This window comes from Arthrobacter sp. GMC3 (genome assembly GCF_002929305.1).
Lineage (GTDB): Bacteria > Actinomycetota > Actinomycetes > Actinomycetales > Micrococcaceae > Specibacter.
The window spans coordinates 54,752-71,985 of the sequence record NZ_PJIO01000007.1 but is presented as its reverse complement, the minus strand read 5'-3'; the positions used below and the strand labels follow the sequence as shown (position 1 = coordinate 71,985).

Sequence of the window (17,234 nt, the reverse complement as noted above, 5' to 3'; positions counted from 1 at the left end):
AGTTTCCTTTCGATACCAATGAGGAGTTCCCCATGAAGATTGCAATTTTTGGAGCGACAGGCATGATCGGTTCACAGATCGCTGCCGAGGCCCTGAGCCGCGGCCACCAAGTCACAGCCATTTCCCGCTCGGGCAAGACAGTCCCCGGCGCCACAGCCCTCGCCGCGGAACTGGCCGACGCCGCAGCCGTAGCCTCCGCCGCAAACTCGCACGACGCCGTGGTCCTCGCCACGGGTCCCAGCCGCACCGGCGAGGACCACCAGCCGTGGCTGGACGCCATGGCCACGGCCCTGGCAAACGTGGGCGCCACCCGCACGCTGGTTGTGGGCGGGGCCGGTGCCTTGATGATTGATGGCCAGCGTTTGGTTGACCTGCCAGGGTTCCCTGAGGCGTACAAGCCCGAGGCCCTGACCCTGGCCGCCGCCTACGACGCCATTACGGCCCTCCCGGAGTCCGTCAACTGGACCGTGCAGGCTCCGGCGCCCCAGATCGCCCCAGGCACGCGCACCGGCACCTACAAGGTAGGCGCAAACTCACCTGCCGGCGATACTATCTCCACGCAGGACTTTGCCGTGGCCATCATCGACGAGCTGGAAACGCCGCGGCACATCCGGGCACGCTACTCCGTCGCCAACTAAGGCTTTGCCGGCCCGGGCCCGAGGTCTGGGGTAGGCAGGCCAAAGGTGTGGCGCAGGGCCGACTGCGCTGCGAACCAGCCTCCCATGCCATGTACGGCGGGACCTGGGGGTGTCGCCGCGGAGCCAAGATAGAGACCCGGAGCCGGCGTCCGCCATGGATCCCGGGCCACCACCGGACGCTTGAGCAATTGCGTCAGGGTGACAGCACCGGAACTGATGTCTCCGCCAATGTAGTTGGGGTTGTACACGCCCACGTCCTCGGCGGTGGCAGTATGCGTTGCCAGGATCAGGTCCCTAAATCCAGGCGCATAGCGCTCCACCTGGGCGACCACGGCTTCGGTCCTGTCCCGGGTGGAGCCCGCCGGTACATGGGTGTAAGCCCAGAACGTGTGCTGACCAGCAGGTGCCCGGCCGGGATCAAGAACGCCCGGTTGTGCCGCAAGGACGTAGGGTGCCTCGGGATGCCCTCCGGCGAGCACCTGGCGTTCGGCCAAGGCGATGGCCGTTCGGGAACCGCCCAGGTGCAGGGTAGGTGCGCGGTGTAGCTCCGGGTTGGCCCACGGCACCGGGCCGGACAGGGCAAAGTCCACCTTGCACACGCCTGCCCCGTACTTGAAAGACTCCAGCTTGCGGATGTAGCGATCCGGCAATTCGTCCGCACCAAGCCGCGCCAGGGCCCGCGGGGTGAGGTCGCAAATGACGGCGCGTGCCCCGGTCTCGGCGCGCAGCGCGGAAATGCTGGTGACGGGTGAATCCAGCGAAATGGTGCCCCCGTGTGCCAGCAGGTCCGCTGCCATGGCCTCCGCGATGGCCTGTGAACCCCCGCGGGGAACGGGCCAGCCACCAGCATGGGCAAGGGCTCCCAGGAGAAGCCCAGCCCCCGCGGCGGCCAGGCTCGGCAGCCTCCCAATTGCATGGGCGGCCACACCGGTCAGCATGGCTGGCGCCACCTGCTCGTGGAAGCGGAACGCCCATGCCGGGGTTCCCTGCTCCAGGGTGCGCAGGCCAAAGTTGACGGCGGCCAGGGGGTCCGCAGGGAACCTGGCAAGGTTGTTTTGGGTGAAGTCGATGACCCCGTCCATCCTGCGCAGCAGCGGCTCCATGAGAGATCGCCAGGCTTTTCCGTCCACGCCCAGTGACTGAACCGTCTGATCGAGGTCGCGGTAGGCAATCCCGGCCCGGCCGCCGTCAAGCGGGTGGCCGTAGGAAATTTCCGGCACCAGCAGCTCAATACGTTCGGCGAGCCCGAAGGCCCGGAAGAACGGCGACGCTAGGGCCATGGGATGCACCGCCGAACATACGTCGTGGTGAAATCCGGGCAGTGTCAGTTCGCTGGTGCGAGTTCCGCCACCTACCGCGTCGGCGGCTTCGTGAACCACCACCGACAATCCGGCCCGCGCCATGGTGAGGGCCGCGGCTAAGCCGTTCGGGCCTGCCCCGACCACCGCCACATCAGTCATGAGAGGGCAAGCCGTGCGCGGTGACGCCCTCCTTGGACGAACCAGCGCCCACGTCCGTGTGGTCTGCACCGAGGGCCCCCAGCTGTGGATCGTCCACCCCGGCCCGGCGGATCACATCGTTTTGCGGATGCAGCATGTCCCTGATGGTCAAGGCAACAATGGCGCACGTGGCCACCGCGCCCAATAGCGCGGCCAGGATGAAGTACGGCATGTCGATGGCGTGGGTATCGGCGATGTTGCCCAGCTGCTTACTTTGAAAAAGCATCCACGCGATGAAGTGTGTGATGACCGCTGCCTGCCACAGCAGCAGTGGCCGCCAGCGCGGCAGCGCCAACGCGAGTAGTGGCAGCAGCCAGATTGCGTGCCACGGCTGCGAGAATTTCCCAACCACTATTAGGCCCGCCACCGCCACTACGGCAAGTGACGCAAGCCGCGGTCGGCGAGCTGTGAACAACCCCAGCAAAACCACTGCCAATACCAACAGGGCTAGGAGGATCACAGCCACAACATTTGCTGTCTCCACGCTCATCAGGGATGCGCCTATTCGACCGGCCACCAAGTTGTAGCCGCCATAGATGGACGAGTCAGAGGGTGGATCGGCGATGAGCTGTGTCAGGTACACGCCCCATGCCGAGGGGTTGCTAATCAAGACCGGGACCAGAACCACCAGGGCGGCAATGCCCGCCGCGACGAGTGCTTCAACGGCCGGCAGGACCTTGCCGGTCCGGATGCCAAGAACTAGCAGGACCAGCAGAACCAGCAGCGCATAGGGGGCCACCATGGTTGCCAGCCCCAAGGCCGCTCCGGCCAGTATGGTGCTGCCGCGGGCGAAGAAGTAAAGTCCCAGACTCACCAATCCAACGGCCCAGAAGTCCCAGCTGACAAATGCGGCCAGCAGGAGCAGTGGACTGGCTGCGACGATCGCCGCATCCCACGGACGCCGGCCCGACGTTCTCGCCAGCACTACTACGGTGAAGATCCACACCACGGCAATCAAAGCCGCGTTGATGTCAAAGAAGGCCAGCTGCCCCGTGGCACCGTTGCCAGCCCAGCGTGTCAGCCACGCTGTGAAACCGGCAATCATCCCCGCCAGGGGCGGGTAGTCGAAGGTGGCGCCGGGGCTAAAGTAGGGGAAAAGTGAGCCGAGCTTATTCTCCACAAAGGAATTGGGAAACACGGACCAGCAAACGGTCGAGTATTGGTCAGGCGTGGTCCAACCGGTTTGCCGGCAATGGAACTTGCCAACCACGGCGATGATTGCCGATACGGCCGCCATCAAAATCAGCACCCGCTCTACGGAGAAGAACCCGGGATCAGTACTGCCAGGGGCACTTCGCCGACCCAGGGGGCCACCAATTGGTTCGGTCATGGTCCGCAGCAACGGATCGCTGCGTGATGGTACAACAATTTGGTGCCTGTGGTGGTGCCCCGAGGCAGCTGACTCCTGCATGGCTACGAGCCTACCGGCTGAACCTGGCACACCATGGATTGGCGTGAAGTATTGATGTGGCCCCGCTCGGCTGGGGGTGCTCTTGAAAATGAAACAGCCCGCGCTGTGCAGCGCGGGCTGTTCACCGTTGGCGGCGGCACCGGCAGTGGTGCCACCATGTTGGGGGGCTGTGATGTTCGAATGAGTAATGGTCATCCTCACCGCCTCCTCTCAAAGTAGGCGCAAGGATCTAGCGAATGTTGAACAGGTCGACCCGCAAGATTTGTTCCTGCGTCCGGTCCCTCATCTCATCGAACTTTTGCTGGTCCACGGGAGCGAAGAACACTCTTCGCAGCGAAGACAACCGGACGGGCCTTGATGATTCTGGTTTCACCTTTTCACCTCCTTTCAATCATTAATATCGAGTAAACAATTTCTATTTTTGGCGCGACAAATAAAGCCATTATTCCCTTGCGGATTTAGAGCATTATAAGAGCACAAAAAGGCGCGAGTGATTTTGTGCGTTGATGCCAGTGGTTACCGAAGAGCTGGTGCATAATCCGCACCGGGCTGGTATTTACTTCGAGATGACCTTTGCTGACGAGTGTGGCAGCGGGCGAAAACCTTGAGCGGTTATGACGCCTTGCCGGCGTGCCAAGTAGAGGCCATACGATAATGATTAGCTCCGGACTTGATTGCTGTAAACATCATGGCCTCCCTTCGACTTGCACGCGAACATCCCGAGGGAATTCATCGGGACTAATTAATAACGTACAGCATAAATTGCCCTGTTGGCCAGTTGAACTCAAATATTAATCAACATTAATTTGATCTGGATCAAAGAAGGCCGCTTCCACGGCGTGGAAGCGGCCTTCTTTGATCCTTACGGGCGGCTCGTGGAACCCGACTCGCCAATTGTTGCCTACAGGCCCCATTGCTCCACGGCGGGCGTTTTCTTGTCCCAGCCCAACATGCAAACCTTGGCGGTGCCCAGCAGGAAGTGGCGTCCCTGGCTGCCGTCCAAGCCCAGCCACCGGGCGGTCAGGATGCGCAGGAAGTGCCCGTGCGCCACCAAGAGCACATTGGCGGCAACGCTGCCGTCAGGCTGGGGTGCGCGAACCCGCTGTACGATGGCGTCGGCACGTGCAACCACTTGCTCCAGCGTTTCCCCGTGGGGAACGCCGTCATCCCAGATCAAGTAGCCGGGGTTTTCGGCACGCACCACGGCGCTGTTGATGCCTTCGTAGTCGCCGTAGTCCCATTCCACCGCGTTGGGCTCCACCTGAGCATCGGGATACCCGGCCAACTCGGCTGTGCGTCGAGCGCGCTGCAGGGGGGAGGTAAGTACTAGGTCAAAGACTGTGCCAAACAGGGCGGCGCGCGCAGATCGAGCCTGCTCCTCACCCAATGGTGTCAGCGGCAGATCCGTCAGCCCCGTGTATTGGCCACTCCGGGACCATTCAGTTTCGCCGTGACGCAGCAGCCACAGCTGAGGACCCCCCGGAACGGGAATATGGGTCAGGGGGGTCGAGCCTGCAGGTGCGTTGCTCATGAGTTGAGTCCTATTCGTCGACGTTCTCTGGCTTGCTCAGTGACTTCTCTTCCCGGGCCACGTCCTCGCCGGCCACCGGCACAGGCGCCGACTCGGGCTGCTGTGACCACCACAGACGAAGGGCAGCCTCGGCCGCCTCCGCGTCTAGCGGACCTTGCTCCATGCGTTGTTCAAGCATGTATTTATAGGCCCGCCCCACCACCGGGCCAGGCTTTAGCCCGAGCATGACCATGATCGCTTGACCGTCAAGATCGGGTCGGATTGATTCAAGCTCTTCACGTTGCGCCAATTCCGCGATGCGCGCCTCGAGGTCGTCGTAGGCGAAGGACAGCCTGTCCGCCTTGCGCTGGTTGCGAGTGGTGACGTCGGATCGGGTCAGTAGGTGTAGGCGCTCAAGGAGAGGTCCAGCGTCTGTCACGTAACGGCGCACTGCGGAGTCGGTCCACCCGGACTCCCCGTAGCCGTAGAAGCGCATGTGCAGTTCCACCAGGCGTGAGACGGCCTTGATGGACTCGTTGTCGAACCGCAGCGCCTTCATCCGCTTAGCTGTCAGCTTTGCCCCGGCAAGGTCGTGATGGCGGAAGCTCACGCCACCGGCGGGTTCAAATCGGCGGGTCTTGGGCTTTCCGACGTCGTGCATCAACGCGGCAAACCGCAGCACAAAGTCAGGCCCGGGAACCGGCCCGTCGGGGCCGCTCTCCAGTGCAGCAGCCTGCTCAAGGACCTGCAGGGAGTGCTGGTAGACGTCCTTGTGGCGGTGGTGCTCGTCGGTTTCCAGTTTCAGGGCCGGCACCTCCGGCAGCACCAGCGCAGCTAGCCCGGTCTCCACCAAAATGTCGACACCGGCGCGGGGGTGGGCCCCGCAAATGAGCTTGACCAACTCATCGCGCACCCGTTCGGCGGAGATGATGCTGATTCGTTCGGCCATCTCGGTCATGGCCGAACGGACGTCAGGGTGGACGTCAAAGCCGAGCTGCGAGGCAAAGCGTGCCGCCCGCATCATGCGCAGCGGGTCATCGGAAAAAGACTGCTGCGGGGTGCCAGGGGTGCGCAGCAGGCCTGCTGCGAGGTCGGTGGCGCCACCGTAGGGGTCAACCAACTCCAGGCCGGGCAGCCGCAGGGCCATGGCGTTGACACTGAAATCGCGCCGCTGCAGGTCCTCTTCCAGGGAGGTGCCAAAAGCGACTTCGGGCTTGCGTGACTCGGGGTCGTAAGCCTCGGCCCTGTACGTGGTCACCTCAATGAGCAGCACGTCCAAGTTGTGGTTGCGCTTGCGGAAGCCGATGGTGCCGAAGGCGCGGCCCATCTCCCAATGCGAGTCCGCCCATTTTTTGCCCACACTGAGAATCTCATCCGGTGTGGCGTTGGTGGTGAAGTCAAGGTCCGGAGAAACTCTCCCCAGGTAAAGATCACGTACCGGGCCGCCCACCAGGGACAGCTCAAAACCGGCATCGGCAAAGAGTTGCCCCAATTCAAGGACTACCGGGTCTAAATTCGAGGTATCTGGCACCATTTCCATAGTCCCTTAAGGATGCCAGACTTTTTTGCGCACCCTGCCTCCGCCGTCGCGCAACTGTGTGACGCCGCCAACAAACACCCCATACGCCCTGTCATCATCCGCGCCCAAAGATAGCTAGAGTGGACTCCATGGTCCACCCTGTACCGCGCGCGCCGAAGAGGAGCCCACTGCCACCGTCAGTGGGTAGCCACGCCGCGCCCGCAGGGCAGTCGACCCCCAGCCAGCTCCCCACGGTGGAGGAAATCTCCGCTGGCGGCGTTGTGGTTGAAATGCGCGACGACGAACTAAAAGTTGCCATCATTGCCCGCATCAATCGCGGCGGTCGCCTTGAGTGGTGCCTGCCCAAGGGCCACCCCGAGGGTCAGGAAACGTACGCCGAGGCGGCTGTGCGTGAAATTGAGGAAGAAACCGGAATTGCCGGAGACATCTTGGCACCGCTGGGCAGCATTGACTACTGGTTCACTGTCAGCGGCCATCGAGTCCACAAAACTGTGCACCACTTCCTACTCCGGGCCACCGGCGGATTCCTGACCATTGAAAACGATCCAGACCACGAGGCCGTCGACGTCGCCTGGGTTCCCGTCGCCGAGCTGGGACGCAAGTTGTCCTTCCCGAACGAGCGCCGCATCACCGATCTGGCCAAGGATCTGTTGCCGGAGTACTTCTAGTACGGTCCGGGCCTTCAGCCTCCGATCAGGATTGCAGTGAGATGATGGGGAACGATATGTCTAATGAACCAAGGGTGCGAATCCCCGCCAAACCCGACTTCCCGCCGTCGTACGCGTCTTCGCTTGTATCCTCCGGCGAACCACTGACCGCCTCGCCGCCCACAGGCGCGCTGCCGGTCCTGGTCGCCACCGAGACTCAGACCCAGGCCCAAGCGGTGCGCTCCAGCGCCTCCATGGCTGTAGGCACACTTGCGTCGCGCATTCTGGGGTTCGTCAAAGCGATCGTGCTCGGCATTGCGATAGCCGGGACCACTGTTGGTGGCATCTTTGAGAGCTCCAATTACCTGCCCAACCTGATCTTCATGCTGGTTGCCGGTGGTGTCTTCAACGCCGTGCTGATTCCGCAGATAGTCAAGGCCAGCAAACAGCCTGACAAGGGCGCCGATTTCATCTCCAGGCTGTTGACGCTGGGCATTTCGGGTTTGCTGGTTCTGACAGCCTTGGTGGTGGTACTGGTGGTTCCCATCACCTCGCTGACCACCGCCTACTCGGGTAAGAGCCTGGAACTTGCCATCACGTTTGGGCTGTTTCTGCTCCCGCAGATTTTCTTTTATGGCCTGTACTCGCTGCTTGGCCAGGTACTCAACGCCCATAACTCCTTTAAGGCTTACGCCTGGGCGCCGGTGCTCAACAACGTGGTGGCCATTGCCGGGCTCCTCGTGTTCATTGTGGTGGCCGGAAGTTCCGCCTCCACCGAGCACACGGTAGACAACTGGACTGCCGGGCAAAGCTGGATGCTGGCGGGGACAGCAACGCTGGGCATCGTGGTCCAGTCGGTGGTGTTGCTGATTCCGGTGCACCGCCTCGGTTTGGGTCTGCGCCCCAAGTTTGGTTGGCGCGGCACGGGTCTGGGTGCCACGGCCAAGATCGCCAGTTGGACCATCGGCACCATGGTCGTTGGCAATCTGAGCTTCCTGGTCATCTTGCGCATCGCCACGATCCCCGGAGCTGACATGCCGGAAGGAGTCGACCCGGCCGATTCAATCATCCCCAGCGTTTACGCACTCAACCGTGCCGTTGAGCTGTACATCATGCCGCACTCCATCATTGCGCTTTCCATTGCCACAGTGATGTTCACTGCCATGGCCCGGGCGGCTGCCTCGCATGACTTTTCCAAGCTTCGCAGCTCACTCTCAGGTGCGTTGCGCACCACGGGTGTGGCAACAGTCTTTGCCGGTGTCGCCTTGATCGTCCTTTCCGGACCATTCGGCATGCTCTTCGGCGGGAACAAGGAATTCGCCGGCCGCCAAATCGCCATCGTGTTGGCCATTTTGGCCATCGGGGCCCCTTTTTACAGCATCAACTTCATACTTAACCGGGTTTTTTATGCGCAAGAAAACGCCAAGACCCCCTTTGTCATTCAGTGCATCATGGTGGTTATCGGCCTGGGGACCGCCCTGTCGGCCGCACTGTTGCCGCCGTCGTTGATCATTTACGGGATTGCCGCCAGCTACACCATCAGCAATTTGTTGGGCCCGGTGGTTAGCCATTTGTTCTTGCGGGCCAAGCTGGGAGACTATGGCGGAGGCCAGATCTTGCGCGCGCACATGCGCTTCCTTGCGGCCGCCCTAGTATCCGGGTTGGTGGGTGAATTGGTCCTGGCCCTCTTTGGCGGCTCGAATCCGGAGGGATTCATGTGGCATTCCATTCTGGCGGCCTTCCTAACGCTCGCCATCGTGGGCCCCACCATGGCGGTGGTTTATGTCATCATGTTGAAGGTTTTGCGCGTTCACGAGCTCGACGACATCGCCGGCCCACTGCTTTCAAAAGTGAGATCACGACTTTCGCCAAAGAAGTAGTTCGCGTCCCTCGTTCCGTGAGGTTCCTTGCAAACCGCTGAATTTTCAGCTAAGTCCTATAGAATCATTGAGATTAGGCTGTGCAGAAGTTTCGAAGCCCGCCATCCCAAACGCTACAAGGAGGACTTGGTGCCACAACCAATCGACGTGGGCTCCATTCTTGGCGGCCGCTATAAAGTGACCGGCCGAATCTTGGCCTCCGCCGAGGACGACGTCATTTTGGACGGACTGGACCAGGTCTTGAACCGTCCCGTCAGCATTCTCGTCTCAGCCGTCTCGAATTCAGGAAACCTGGCGCAGAGCGCCCGTGAAGTTGCTACGGGTGAGCGTGTTTCCGCCGTATCCATTCTGGATCTGGGGACCCAAGACGGCGCCACGTACCTGATCGCTTCCAGGACGTCGCCCGTAGACCTTCTGGACCTGGTGGTTCCCACAGAACACTCGGACGACGACGTCTACCATGAGCCGTTTTTCACTGACACTTTGGGAACAGAAATCTTCGGCTCGGCCCGTGACGTTGCGCCCTCCGGCAGCGCCTATGTCTATGAGGACAACACGCCCTTGACACCGGCCCACCCGTCGCCGGTGGTCCGCCCCACCCCCGCAGCCCCACAAGTAGCCCCGCCTACCGCTGCGGCCCCTGCTACCCCGCCTGCCGCCGTCGAACCGTCAGCCGCGCCCAAGGTGACTTTGTGGAGCGATGATGACTACGGATTCATCAATGACGACCACGACGCCGGTACGGGACGCGCTGCTGGGGTGTTCCCCTCTGGCGCTCTGGCGGCAAGTGAAGGCGCCGGTCATGACGTCGAGGAGGATCTGGACGAGGACACCGAGAACGCTCCCCGCACAGGAGGCCGCTGGCTCACCGGCGTCATCGTTGGCGTGTTGGTGGTGGGCGCGTTGATCTTTGCTTTCTCACACATTGGATCGCTGTTTAACGGTGGCAATGTGGCGGGCGGTCAAGACCCGACAACCTCGCAGTCGCAGTCGGAGACCTCCGCCGGCCCGCAAGCGTCGAGCACGGCGCCGGTGGCCCCCGTGGTAGCCCCCGTTGCCGCAGGAATCACCGACATCACCCAGTACGTGGCCGGTGCAGTGCACTACGGCGACCAGTTCATCCCGCGCCTCAAAGATGCCATCGACGGCAATAAGGGCACGTACTGGCCCACGGTTGAGTTCTCCAATGACTCCTTTGCCGGTGCCACGGACAGCATCGACCTGGCCATTGAGCTGCAACAAGAATCCACCATCGATTCGGTGACCATCAACCAGATCGCCGGTTCAGGTGGGCAGTTCAATATCCTCACCAACAGCAAGCCGTCTCTTGAGGGTGCAACCAAGATCGGTAGCGGCTCCTTCAGCGCCCCGGATTTCACCTTGAAAGCAGCCCCCGGGGTGAAGGCCAAGTATGTGATTATCAGCTTCACCCAGCTGCCCAAGCTACAACCGTTCGTGACGTACCCCTATGGTTTGAAGATCGCTGAAATCAGCATCAAATAGCCATAGAGGCCCAGAATTCACCATGTAGGCAGGCCCTCTGGGGCTCCTGCACGGAATAACTTGACGCCAAGTCCGGTTATGAACTGACGTATGACCCGCAGCCATGGCCGCCCTGGTTGAAACGATGAAGGAAGAGGAACACTTACCCGTGACCACGCAAGCTACCCCCGTCAGCGATGTCCGCGACGTCATCATCGTTGGCTCCGGACCCGCAGGCTACACGGCCGCCATTTACACGGCACGCGCCGATCTGAAACCGCTGATGATCGCCGGTTCCGTCACCGCCGGCGGCGAGCTGATGAACACCACGGATGTGGAGAACTTCCCCGGCTTCCCGGACGGCATTATGGGTCCTGACTTGATGGAGAACTTCGGCAAACAGGCCGAGCGCTTTGGCACTGAGGTCATGTACGACGACGTTGCCTCAGTTTCACTTGAGGGCGCGGTCAAGACTGTGACCTTGGCCGACGGCCAGGAATTCAAGGCGCGCACTGTCATCATCTCCACTGGCTCGGCATACCGCGAGCTAGGCCTGCCCGACGAGAAGCGTCTCTCCGGCCATGGCGTCAGCTGGTGTGCAACCTGCGACGGCTTCTTCTTCAAGGGCCAGAACATTGCGGTCATCGGTGGTGGCGACTCTGCCATGGAAGAGGCCATCTTCCTGACAAAGTTCGCCGAGTCCGTGACGGTAGTGCACCGCCGCGACACCCTGCGCGCCTCCAAGATCATGGCAGCACGTGCACTGAACCACCCGAAGATCAAATTTGTTTGGAACTCCGAGGTTGTGGGAATCGACGGCGATGCCAAGGTTACCGGCCTCCGTTTGAACAACTTGGTCACGGGCGAAAAGAGCGAGCTTGCCGTCACGGGTGTATTTGTTGCCATAGGCAACGATCCTCGCGTTGACCTGGTCAAGGACGTTTTGGATCTGACCGAAGCTGGAACTATCGCCGTGGCCGGCCGTTCTTCCAAGACTTCAATCCCGGGCGTATTCGCCGCTGGCGACGTCATTGACCCCACGTACCGCCAGGCCATCACCGCTTCAGGGTCGGGCTGTGTTGCCGCCCTGGATGTGGAGCACTACCTGGCCGAGCTGGATTCCTAAGAGAAAGAAACCTGACATGAGCAATGCAAAAAACGCCACCGACGCAAGCTTCGCCGAAGACGTACTCAATGCCGATAAGCCGGTCATCGTCGACTTCTGGGCAGAATGGTGCGGTCCGTGCCGCAAGCTCGGCCCCATCCTCGATGAAATTTCTGTCGAGTACGCCGACAAGGTTCAGGTCATCAAGGTGGACGTTGACGCCAACCCGGCCATCTCGGCCAAGTATGGAATCACTTCCATTCCGGCCGTTTACCTGTTCGAGGGTGGCGAAGTCAAGAGCACCGTCATTGGAGCCCGCCCCAAGCAGTACATTGAAAAAGAGTTTGCCGAGTACTTGAAGTAAGCGGCCGCTAATATAGTCAGGTATGGACCGGACCTTGTCCGGTCCATACCTCTTTAAGTGGCTTCTCCCAGATTGATCCTAAGCGTCAAAAGCTCGCACCTCATTTTCCTTGAACGTGGCCCGTCGGGGCCCATTCCCTCTTCTGTTGAGGTCCGACCGAGTGTTTCACGTGAAACGTGCAAGTTGCCGGCTAGCCTAGCTTCTTGCTCATTCTTATCGACGTGGGCGTGTACCCCAGCGAATCATAAAGGGCTCGGGCGGCCGTGTTGAATCCAAACACGTGCAATCCCAACTCGAGTCCACCCTGCCGTGTCACCTCATCCTCTGCCAAGAGCATCGCCGCCCGACCATACCCGTTACCTCGATGCCCCGTATAGACTCCGACGTCCCACACCCACCAGGCGCCGCCGCGGGCGGGCGACTCCGGTCCGATCCACAAGTAGCCGACCACTTCTTCACCAGCGAAGACGTCGTAGACAAAGTGACTTTCCAAAGGCGCGCCGTCGGGAAAGTAAGTGGCGAACGACAATTCTGCCTTGGCCTTAGCGAGCTCTTCGGACTCCCCGGAGAGTACCCTGTCTTTGGCATAGTCGTCCCGGGACCAGCGGATCCAGCGGTATAGATCTTCTTGGTTCATGGTGCGCAGTTCAATCTTCATGGCACCCATCTTTTCATTGCCCGGCTCAGCTGGCGGTCACAGTCTCGGGTCCACGGCTTCGGATTCCATCGCCAGGACAGCGAACACTGCTTGATGCACCCGCCACAGCGGCTCACCTGCCACCAGTCGTTCGAGGGCCTCGATCCCGAGCGCATACTCTCGCAGAGCCATCGACTTCTTGTGCGCAGAGTTACGGTCCCGGAGTCGGGACAGATTTGCCGGCTCGGCATAGTCAGGCCCATAGATAATTCGCAGGTACTCTTTTCCCCTAACCTTGATGCCGGCCTGGACCATGCCTTTGGACCCGAGAGTAAGGTTGTCGAGAGGTTTCACCACCATGCCTTCTCCCCCGTCCGCTGTCAATGATTCCCACCACTGGGTACCAGCGAGCACTGAGGCTTCGTCGTGGACATCAACTACGATGGAACGCGTTGGCCGAATAAGCGTCGGATTGGCCTCCGCCAGCCGGTCCATGATGCTCAGGTGCCAGCCATGATCCCGGTGGTGATAGGTTTTTCCTTCACTGGCAAGGATCTGGAACGGCGCCAGTTGTACACCGTCCAGGCCATCCGCTGGTGCGCTGTAGTTTCTGTAGGCCGCAACATAGGCGTGAGCGTTCTTCTCCCGGGTTTGTGTGCGCTGCAGCAATTTCGCCACATCACTGCCGTTGCCCGCGGCCTGCTTAAGTGCGGCGACGGAAGTGGCCAGGGACGCGGTGGCTGCGGCCCCCACAGCCGCATACTGGTTGCGAATCATGTCGCCGGCCTTGAGAGACCACGGGAGCAATTCTGCATCGAGGAGTACCCAGTCTGTTTCCAACTCCGCCCAGACTCCTGTCCGTTCAAACGCCGCGTCGAGTATGGTCAGGAACTCGTTGGATTGGGCGCCATCAAAGAAGGGTCTCCCGGTCCGCGTGTAGACGGTGCCGCGCCAATGAGGCGGCGCGTTGAACCTTTCTGGCCTTCTGCTGAGCAGTACCACTGCCCGGGACCCCATATGTTTCTCCTCGCAGATGACTCTGGAAACCCCATCTTTGCGGTATCCGGAGAACGCCTCCACAGGGTGTTCCAGATAGCCGTCGATTGCGGATGCGTTTGTCGGACTCATGGTGGGCGGCAGGTAGGGCATCCAGCGCGGGTCTGTGGCCCACCGGCTCATGACTTCCAGTGCTCCGGCGGCGTATTGCTCGCGAACGCCGATCCGCCCGTGGGTCCGTGTTTGAACCACGTGCTTCCCTAGCACGTCGTCGATCTTCAGCATGTCTGCCGTGCGCTTTTGGATAGCAGGCGCCTCTGCTTCGAGGGGCCTTATTGGTTCGGACCAAACCCTGTGGGCTGCCACCTGGACCACTTCTTTTTCGGGGTAGCGAAGTGCCGTGAGCTTGCCGCCAAAGACGCATCCGGTATCCAGGCACATGGTTCCGTTAACCCATTCCGCGTCGACGGTGGGCGTATGGCCGTACAGGACCGTTGCAGCACCCCTGTAGCCCTCTGCCCAGGGCAGGCGGACGGGAAGGCCATAATCATCGGTCTCGCCCGTCGTATCGCCGTACAGGGCGAATGAGCGCACGCGGGCCGATGCCCTGCCGTGGTAGGCCTCGACCAGACCCGCGTGCGCCACCACCAGCCGGCCCTTGTCCAGAACCAAGTGCGAAACGAGTCCGTCACAAAAGCTCTCAACTTCCGCCCGGAATACCGGCGGCTCGGCTGCCAGCTGTGCCAGTGTTTCGGCGAGTCCGTGCCCTGTCTGGACATTCTTTCCACGCAGGGCCCTGACCAGTTTGTCCTCGTGGTTACCGGGCACGGCAAGGGCGTGCCCATTGCGCACCATGCCCATGACCAGCCGAAGCACTCCCGGGCTGTCGGGCCCCCGGTCCACAAGGTCACCAACAAATACTGCCTTCCGTCCGTGCGGATGGATGGCATCAACGGCTCGACCTTGCCCGTCCTGCTCTACTACATAGCCGAGCTTCGCCAGAAGGGTCTCCAGCTCTGCCCGGCAGCCATGGACATCACCGATGACGTCAAAGGGCCCGGTGTCGTCCCGGAAGTCATTGAGCAGCCGCTGGCGCCTGAACGTAGCCGTAGCGACCTCCTCCTCGGTGCGTAGAATGTGGACGTTTCGAAACCCCTCCCTTCCCAAGGATTTCAGGGACCTGCGCAACTGGTCCTGTTGCCGCTTGATGACTCTGGCAGCCAAGGTGCGGTCAGTACGTTGGGTATTACGGGCCAGGCACAGAGCCTCGGGCATATCGAAAACCACGGCAACCGGAAGCACGTCATGGTCCCTTGCCAATTGGACCAGCTGGTGCCGCGCCTCCGGTTGCACACTGGTTGCATCGACCACGGTGAGTAGCCCGGCGTCGAGTCTCTTCCCCGCCACAAACTGCAGCGACTCAAAGGCGGCCTTGGTGGCACCCTGGTCGTTCTCATCGTTGGACACCAGCCCGCGGAAGAAGTCGCTGGACAGGATCTCGAAGGGCTCAAAGTGGCTGCGCGCGAAGGTTGACTTGCCCGAGCCGCTGGCGCCAACCAACACCACCAGGCACAGTTGGGGAATGTCGAGCTCCGCCATGGTCAGCCTTTCCTGAAGAGCGCCAGTTGGGTGGGTGATCCCGCCAGAGGATCTGTGTCCCCCACGCCCCGGAACTCCACGCCGTAACCGTGAGTCTCACAAACAGAAGCGGCCCAGGACTGGAACTCCATGCGGGTCCATTCGAATCTATGGTCGGGGTGCCTGCTGCCGCCTCCGGTGAGGCCCGGGTAAAGCGGGTTGTATTCCTTGTTGGGTGTAGTCACCACGACTGTGCCCGGCGTGGCATGTCCAAAGATGCTCTCAACCACAGCCGGCAACCGGTCGGGCTCAACATGCTCGATGACTTCCATGAGTACCACGGCGTCCAGCCCCCGTATCCTGTCGTCGATGTAAGTCACAGACGAATGAAGCAGTCGGACTCGATCACGTTGTTCCGTAGTCGATTCGTTCAGGTTCAACCGCTCTTGTGCACGTGCCAAAGCCTTGGCCGAAACATCGGTGCCGATGATTTGAGTGAATGAGGAATCCACCATTAGGCACTTGAGCAGAGCTCCCTCACCACAGCCGACGTCGGCAACCCTGCGGGCACCCACTTCCCTGAGTGCCTGCATGACAGCTCCGGCGCGGAGACGATAGAGCGGCAGCGGCCCGCCCTGCGTGTCTGAGTTCTCCGACGGGGTCCGCTCGGCTTCCGGAGCCATGAGCGACGTGGCGTCATCGACCATCCCCCGCTGGTGGGCGAGGTACCGCTTCGTGATGAGCTCACGTTCCGGGTGGTCTGGCAACCATCCGTTTCCGGCGCGCAGGAGTTTGCCAATCTCATCGCTGCCCACCCAGTAGTGTTTGGAATCGTCCAAGACTGGCAGCAACACATAGATCTGCCGCAGCGCGGCCGAGAGTCGCAGTGTCCCAGTCAGGTGAAGGTTGACATAGTTCGAATTGCCCCACTGAGGAAAGTGCGGATCCAGCGGGATTGCGTGCTCCACCACTTTGAAGCCGAGCGGTTCAAAGAGCCGGGTTGCCAGTCCGGCCCCACCTTTGATTGGAACAGCAGATAGGGAAATCTCCAGGTTGATGGCAGACGCTGCAAGCTCCGGCCGAGCATCGCAACGCCCCGTCATGGCGGTACGGAAAAGCTGTCCAAGGGCTACCGCTGTCAGCGACGACGCCGCATAGGGTCGATCGTTCACATAGTCATCCAGGGAACTCGCGTCACCTCCGCCACGTAGATGTCGGTTCCTTGCCAGAGCAATTGCGTCTACCTCCATCAGCATGGCCGCCGTGCAACGGTCCGGCTTCGCCTCGGGGTAGAAGACGTGGGCTTGGCCAACGGTTGTTTCAAAGGTCTGAACTTTACCCGGGTGCTTATGCAGGAGATAGCCAAGGTCGGTGGCTTCTGGGCCAGCGTAACTGATGGTGACGAGCAATGAGTCCCCCGGGAAATGATATTGATCGGCGTTTCCGCAACTCTACCCCCGGAGCTCGTGACTGAGGTGTTTCACGTGAAACCGAATCGACTCACTCTTCCCCGCGTGCAGCCGTCCGACCGCAGGACCGTTGCGTTCACCCGTCCGTGTTGCCGTAGGAGTGGCGCTGCAGTTCAGTCGCCAAAGAAGAGACCATGCACGGCGTCAGGCAGCTGCGCACGCTGGTCCCTGCCCTTTGCGGCCAAACGGGCAAACACCCTATTTGTGAGTAGAGGCAGCCCGAATCCATGGACCAGTGGAGTCCTGATCGGAAAAGGTATGACCCACTCCGTCATCAACCAGCCGCTTGGAGACGTGGCAAAGTCCACTGTATCCAGATCCGAGCCCACCTGAACGATTCAGTCGAACGAGTATGGCATTGCAAATTGGCCGGTGGAGGGCTTGCACGCACCAGCCCCATGACCGGCACCTGTCTGGGCCTCGCACCACCACCGGCTGCGACTAAGGTGGCCAGATCTCTGCGGCTTCAGGCGTGTCA

At 61.1% G+C, this 17,234-nt stretch carries 14 protein-coding genes; 6 read left to right on the top strand and 8 right to left on the bottom strand.

The window, feature by feature from the left end; all coding sequences use genetic code 11:
• Positions 1 to 32: 32 nt before the first annotated feature.
• Positions 33 to 638: an NAD(P)-dependent oxidoreductase gene (locus CXQ94_RS12720; protein ID WP_104090770.1), complete on the top strand. Its 606-nt coding sequence runs from the start codon at positions 33 to 35 to the stop codon at positions 636 to 638.
• Here the strand turns inward: CXQ94_RS12720 and CXQ94_RS12715 are convergent.
• The 5 genes from CXQ94_RS12715 to CXQ94_RS12700 all read right to left on the bottom strand — a co-directional run bounded on the left by CXQ94_RS12715 (position 635) and on the right by CXQ94_RS12700 (position 6,598).
• On the bottom strand, positions 635 to 2,098 hold the full coding sequence (locus CXQ94_RS12715; RefSeq protein ID WP_104090768.1) for an NAD(P)/FAD-dependent oxidoreductase: 1,464 nt from the start codon (positions 2,096 to 2,098) through the stop codon (positions 635 to 637). The genes CXQ94_RS12720 and CXQ94_RS12715 overlap by 4 nt on opposite strands.
• A complete protein-coding gene (locus CXQ94_RS12710) occupies positions 2,091 to 3,743 on the bottom strand; it encodes a glycosyltransferase 87 family protein (protein ID WP_104090766.1) in 1,653 nt (550 codons plus the stop codon). Before CXQ94_RS12710 ends, CXQ94_RS12715 begins: the two co-directional genes overlap by 8 nt.
• Positions 3,744 to 3,777: 34 nt before the next feature.
• Positions 3,778 to 3,921 carry a hypothetical protein gene (locus CXQ94_RS22630; RefSeq protein WP_181034203.1) on the bottom strand — a complete coding sequence of 48 codons (144 nt, stop codon included), beginning with the start codon at positions 3,919 to 3,921 and terminating at the stop codon, positions 3,778 to 3,780.
• Between the two features lie 528 nt (positions 3,922 to 4,449).
• Positions 4,450 to 5,079 carry a histidine phosphatase family protein gene (locus CXQ94_RS12705; RefSeq protein ID WP_104090763.1) on the bottom strand — a complete coding sequence of 210 codons (630 nt, stop codon included), beginning with the start codon at positions 5,077 to 5,079 and terminating at the stop codon, positions 4,450 to 4,452.
• 10 nt (positions 5,080 to 5,089) lie between these two features.
• Positions 5,090 to 6,598 carry a CCA tRNA nucleotidyltransferase gene (locus CXQ94_RS12700; protein WP_104090760.1) on the bottom strand — a complete coding sequence of 503 codons (1,509 nt, stop codon included), beginning with the start codon at positions 6,596 to 6,598 and terminating at the stop codon, positions 5,090 to 5,092.
• Positions 6,599 to 6,726: 128 nt separating this feature from the next.
• Between CXQ94_RS12700 and CXQ94_RS12695 the strand changes: the two genes are divergently transcribed.
• The 5 genes from CXQ94_RS12695 to trxA all read left to right on the top strand — a co-directional run bounded on the left by CXQ94_RS12695 (position 6,727) and on the right by trxA (position 12,076).
• Entirely contained in the window at positions 6,727 to 7,266 is a 540-nt protein-coding gene (locus tag CXQ94_RS12695) for an NUDIX hydrolase (protein WP_181034202.1), read from the top strand.
• Positions 7,267 to 7,322: 56 nt separating this feature from the next.
• On the top strand, positions 7,323 to 9,125 hold the full coding sequence (gene murJ, locus CXQ94_RS12690; RefSeq protein WP_258067060.1) for a murein biosynthesis integral membrane protein MurJ: 1,803 nt from the start codon (positions 7,323 to 7,325) through the stop codon (positions 9,123 to 9,125).
• A gap of 129 nt (positions 9,126 to 9,254) precedes the next feature.
• A complete protein-coding gene (locus CXQ94_RS12685; protein ID WP_104090757.1) occupies positions 9,255 to 10,628 on the top strand; it encodes a hypothetical protein in 1,374 nt (457 codons plus the stop codon).
• A 148-nt stretch (positions 10,629 to 10,776) separates the two neighbouring features.
• On the top strand, positions 10,777 to 11,733 hold the full coding sequence (gene trxB / locus CXQ94_RS12680; protein ID WP_258067059.1) for a thioredoxin-disulfide reductase: 957 nt from the start codon (positions 10,777 to 10,779) through the stop codon (positions 11,731 to 11,733).
• Between the two features lie 16 nt (positions 11,734 to 11,749).
• Positions 11,750 to 12,076 carry a thioredoxin gene (gene trxA, locus CXQ94_RS12675; RefSeq protein ID WP_104090754.1) on the top strand — a complete coding sequence of 109 codons (327 nt, stop codon included), beginning with the start codon at positions 11,750 to 11,752 and terminating at the stop codon, positions 12,074 to 12,076.
• Between the two features lie 190 nt (positions 12,077 to 12,266).
• On the opposite strand, the gene CXQ94_RS12670 is transcribed toward trxA, so the two are convergent.
• From CXQ94_RS12670 to CXQ94_RS12660, 3 genes are read right to left on the bottom strand one after another with little or no spacing between them, the layout of a single operon-like run.
• A complete protein-coding gene (locus CXQ94_RS12670; protein WP_104091085.1) occupies positions 12,267 to 12,734 on the bottom strand; it encodes a GNAT family N-acetyltransferase in 468 nt (155 codons plus the stop codon).
• A gap of 36 nt (positions 12,735 to 12,770) precedes the next feature.
• Complete coding sequence (locus CXQ94_RS12665; RefSeq protein ID WP_104090750.1) at positions 12,771 to 15,308, bottom strand: polynucleotide kinase-phosphatase; 2,538 nt, start codon at positions 15,306 to 15,308, stop codon at positions 12,771 to 12,773.
• Between the two features lie 2 nt (positions 15,309 to 15,310).
• Positions 15,311 to 16,696 (bottom strand): 3' terminal RNA ribose 2'-O-methyltransferase Hen1, encoded by a 1,386-nt coding sequence (locus CXQ94_RS12660; protein WP_104090747.1) that lies wholly within the window; start codon positions 16,694 to 16,696, stop codon positions 15,311 to 15,313.
• Positions 16,697 to 17,234 lie beyond the last annotated feature (538 nt).

What these genes read in the sequence shown, in the direction of transcription:
- CXQ94_RS12705 (WP_104090763.1), bottom strand. Translation starts at nt 5,079, where the DNA reads ATGAGCAACGCACCTGCAGGCTCGACCCCCCTGACCCATATTCCCGTT.
- CXQ94_RS12665 (WP_104090750.1), bottom strand. Translation starts at nt 15,308, where the DNA reads ATGGCGGAGCTCGACATTCCCCAACTGTGCCTGGTGGTGTTGGTTGGC.
- CXQ94_RS12700 (WP_104090760.1), bottom strand. Translation starts at nt 6,598, where the DNA reads ATGGAAATGGTGCCAGATACCTCGAATTTAGACCCGGTAGTCCTTGAA.
- trxA (WP_104090754.1), top strand. Translation starts at nt 11,750, where the DNA reads ATGAGCAATGCAAAAAACGCCACCGACGCAAGCTTCGCCGAAGACGTA.
- CXQ94_RS12715 (WP_104090768.1), bottom strand. Translation starts at nt 2,098, where the DNA reads ATGACTGATGTGGCGGTGGTCGGGGCAGGCCCGAACGGCTTAGCCGCG.
- murJ (WP_258067060.1), top strand. Translation starts at nt 7,323, where the DNA reads ATGTCTAATGAACCAAGGGTGCGAATCCCCGCCAAACCCGACTTCCCG.
- CXQ94_RS12695 (WP_181034202.1), top strand. Translation starts at nt 6,727, where the DNA reads ATGGTCCACCCTGTACCGCGCGCGCCGAAGAGGAGCCCACTGCCACCG.
- CXQ94_RS12710 (WP_104090766.1), bottom strand. Translation starts at nt 3,743, where the DNA reads ATGACCATTACTCATTCGAACATCACAGCCCCCCAACATGGTGGCACC.
- CXQ94_RS12670 (WP_104091085.1), bottom strand. Translation starts at nt 12,734, where the DNA reads ATGAAGATTGAACTGCGCACCATGAACCAAGAAGATCTATACCGCTGG.
- CXQ94_RS12720 (WP_104090770.1), top strand. Translation starts at nt 33, where the DNA reads ATGAAGATTGCAATTTTTGGAGCGACAGGCATGATCGGTTCACAGATC.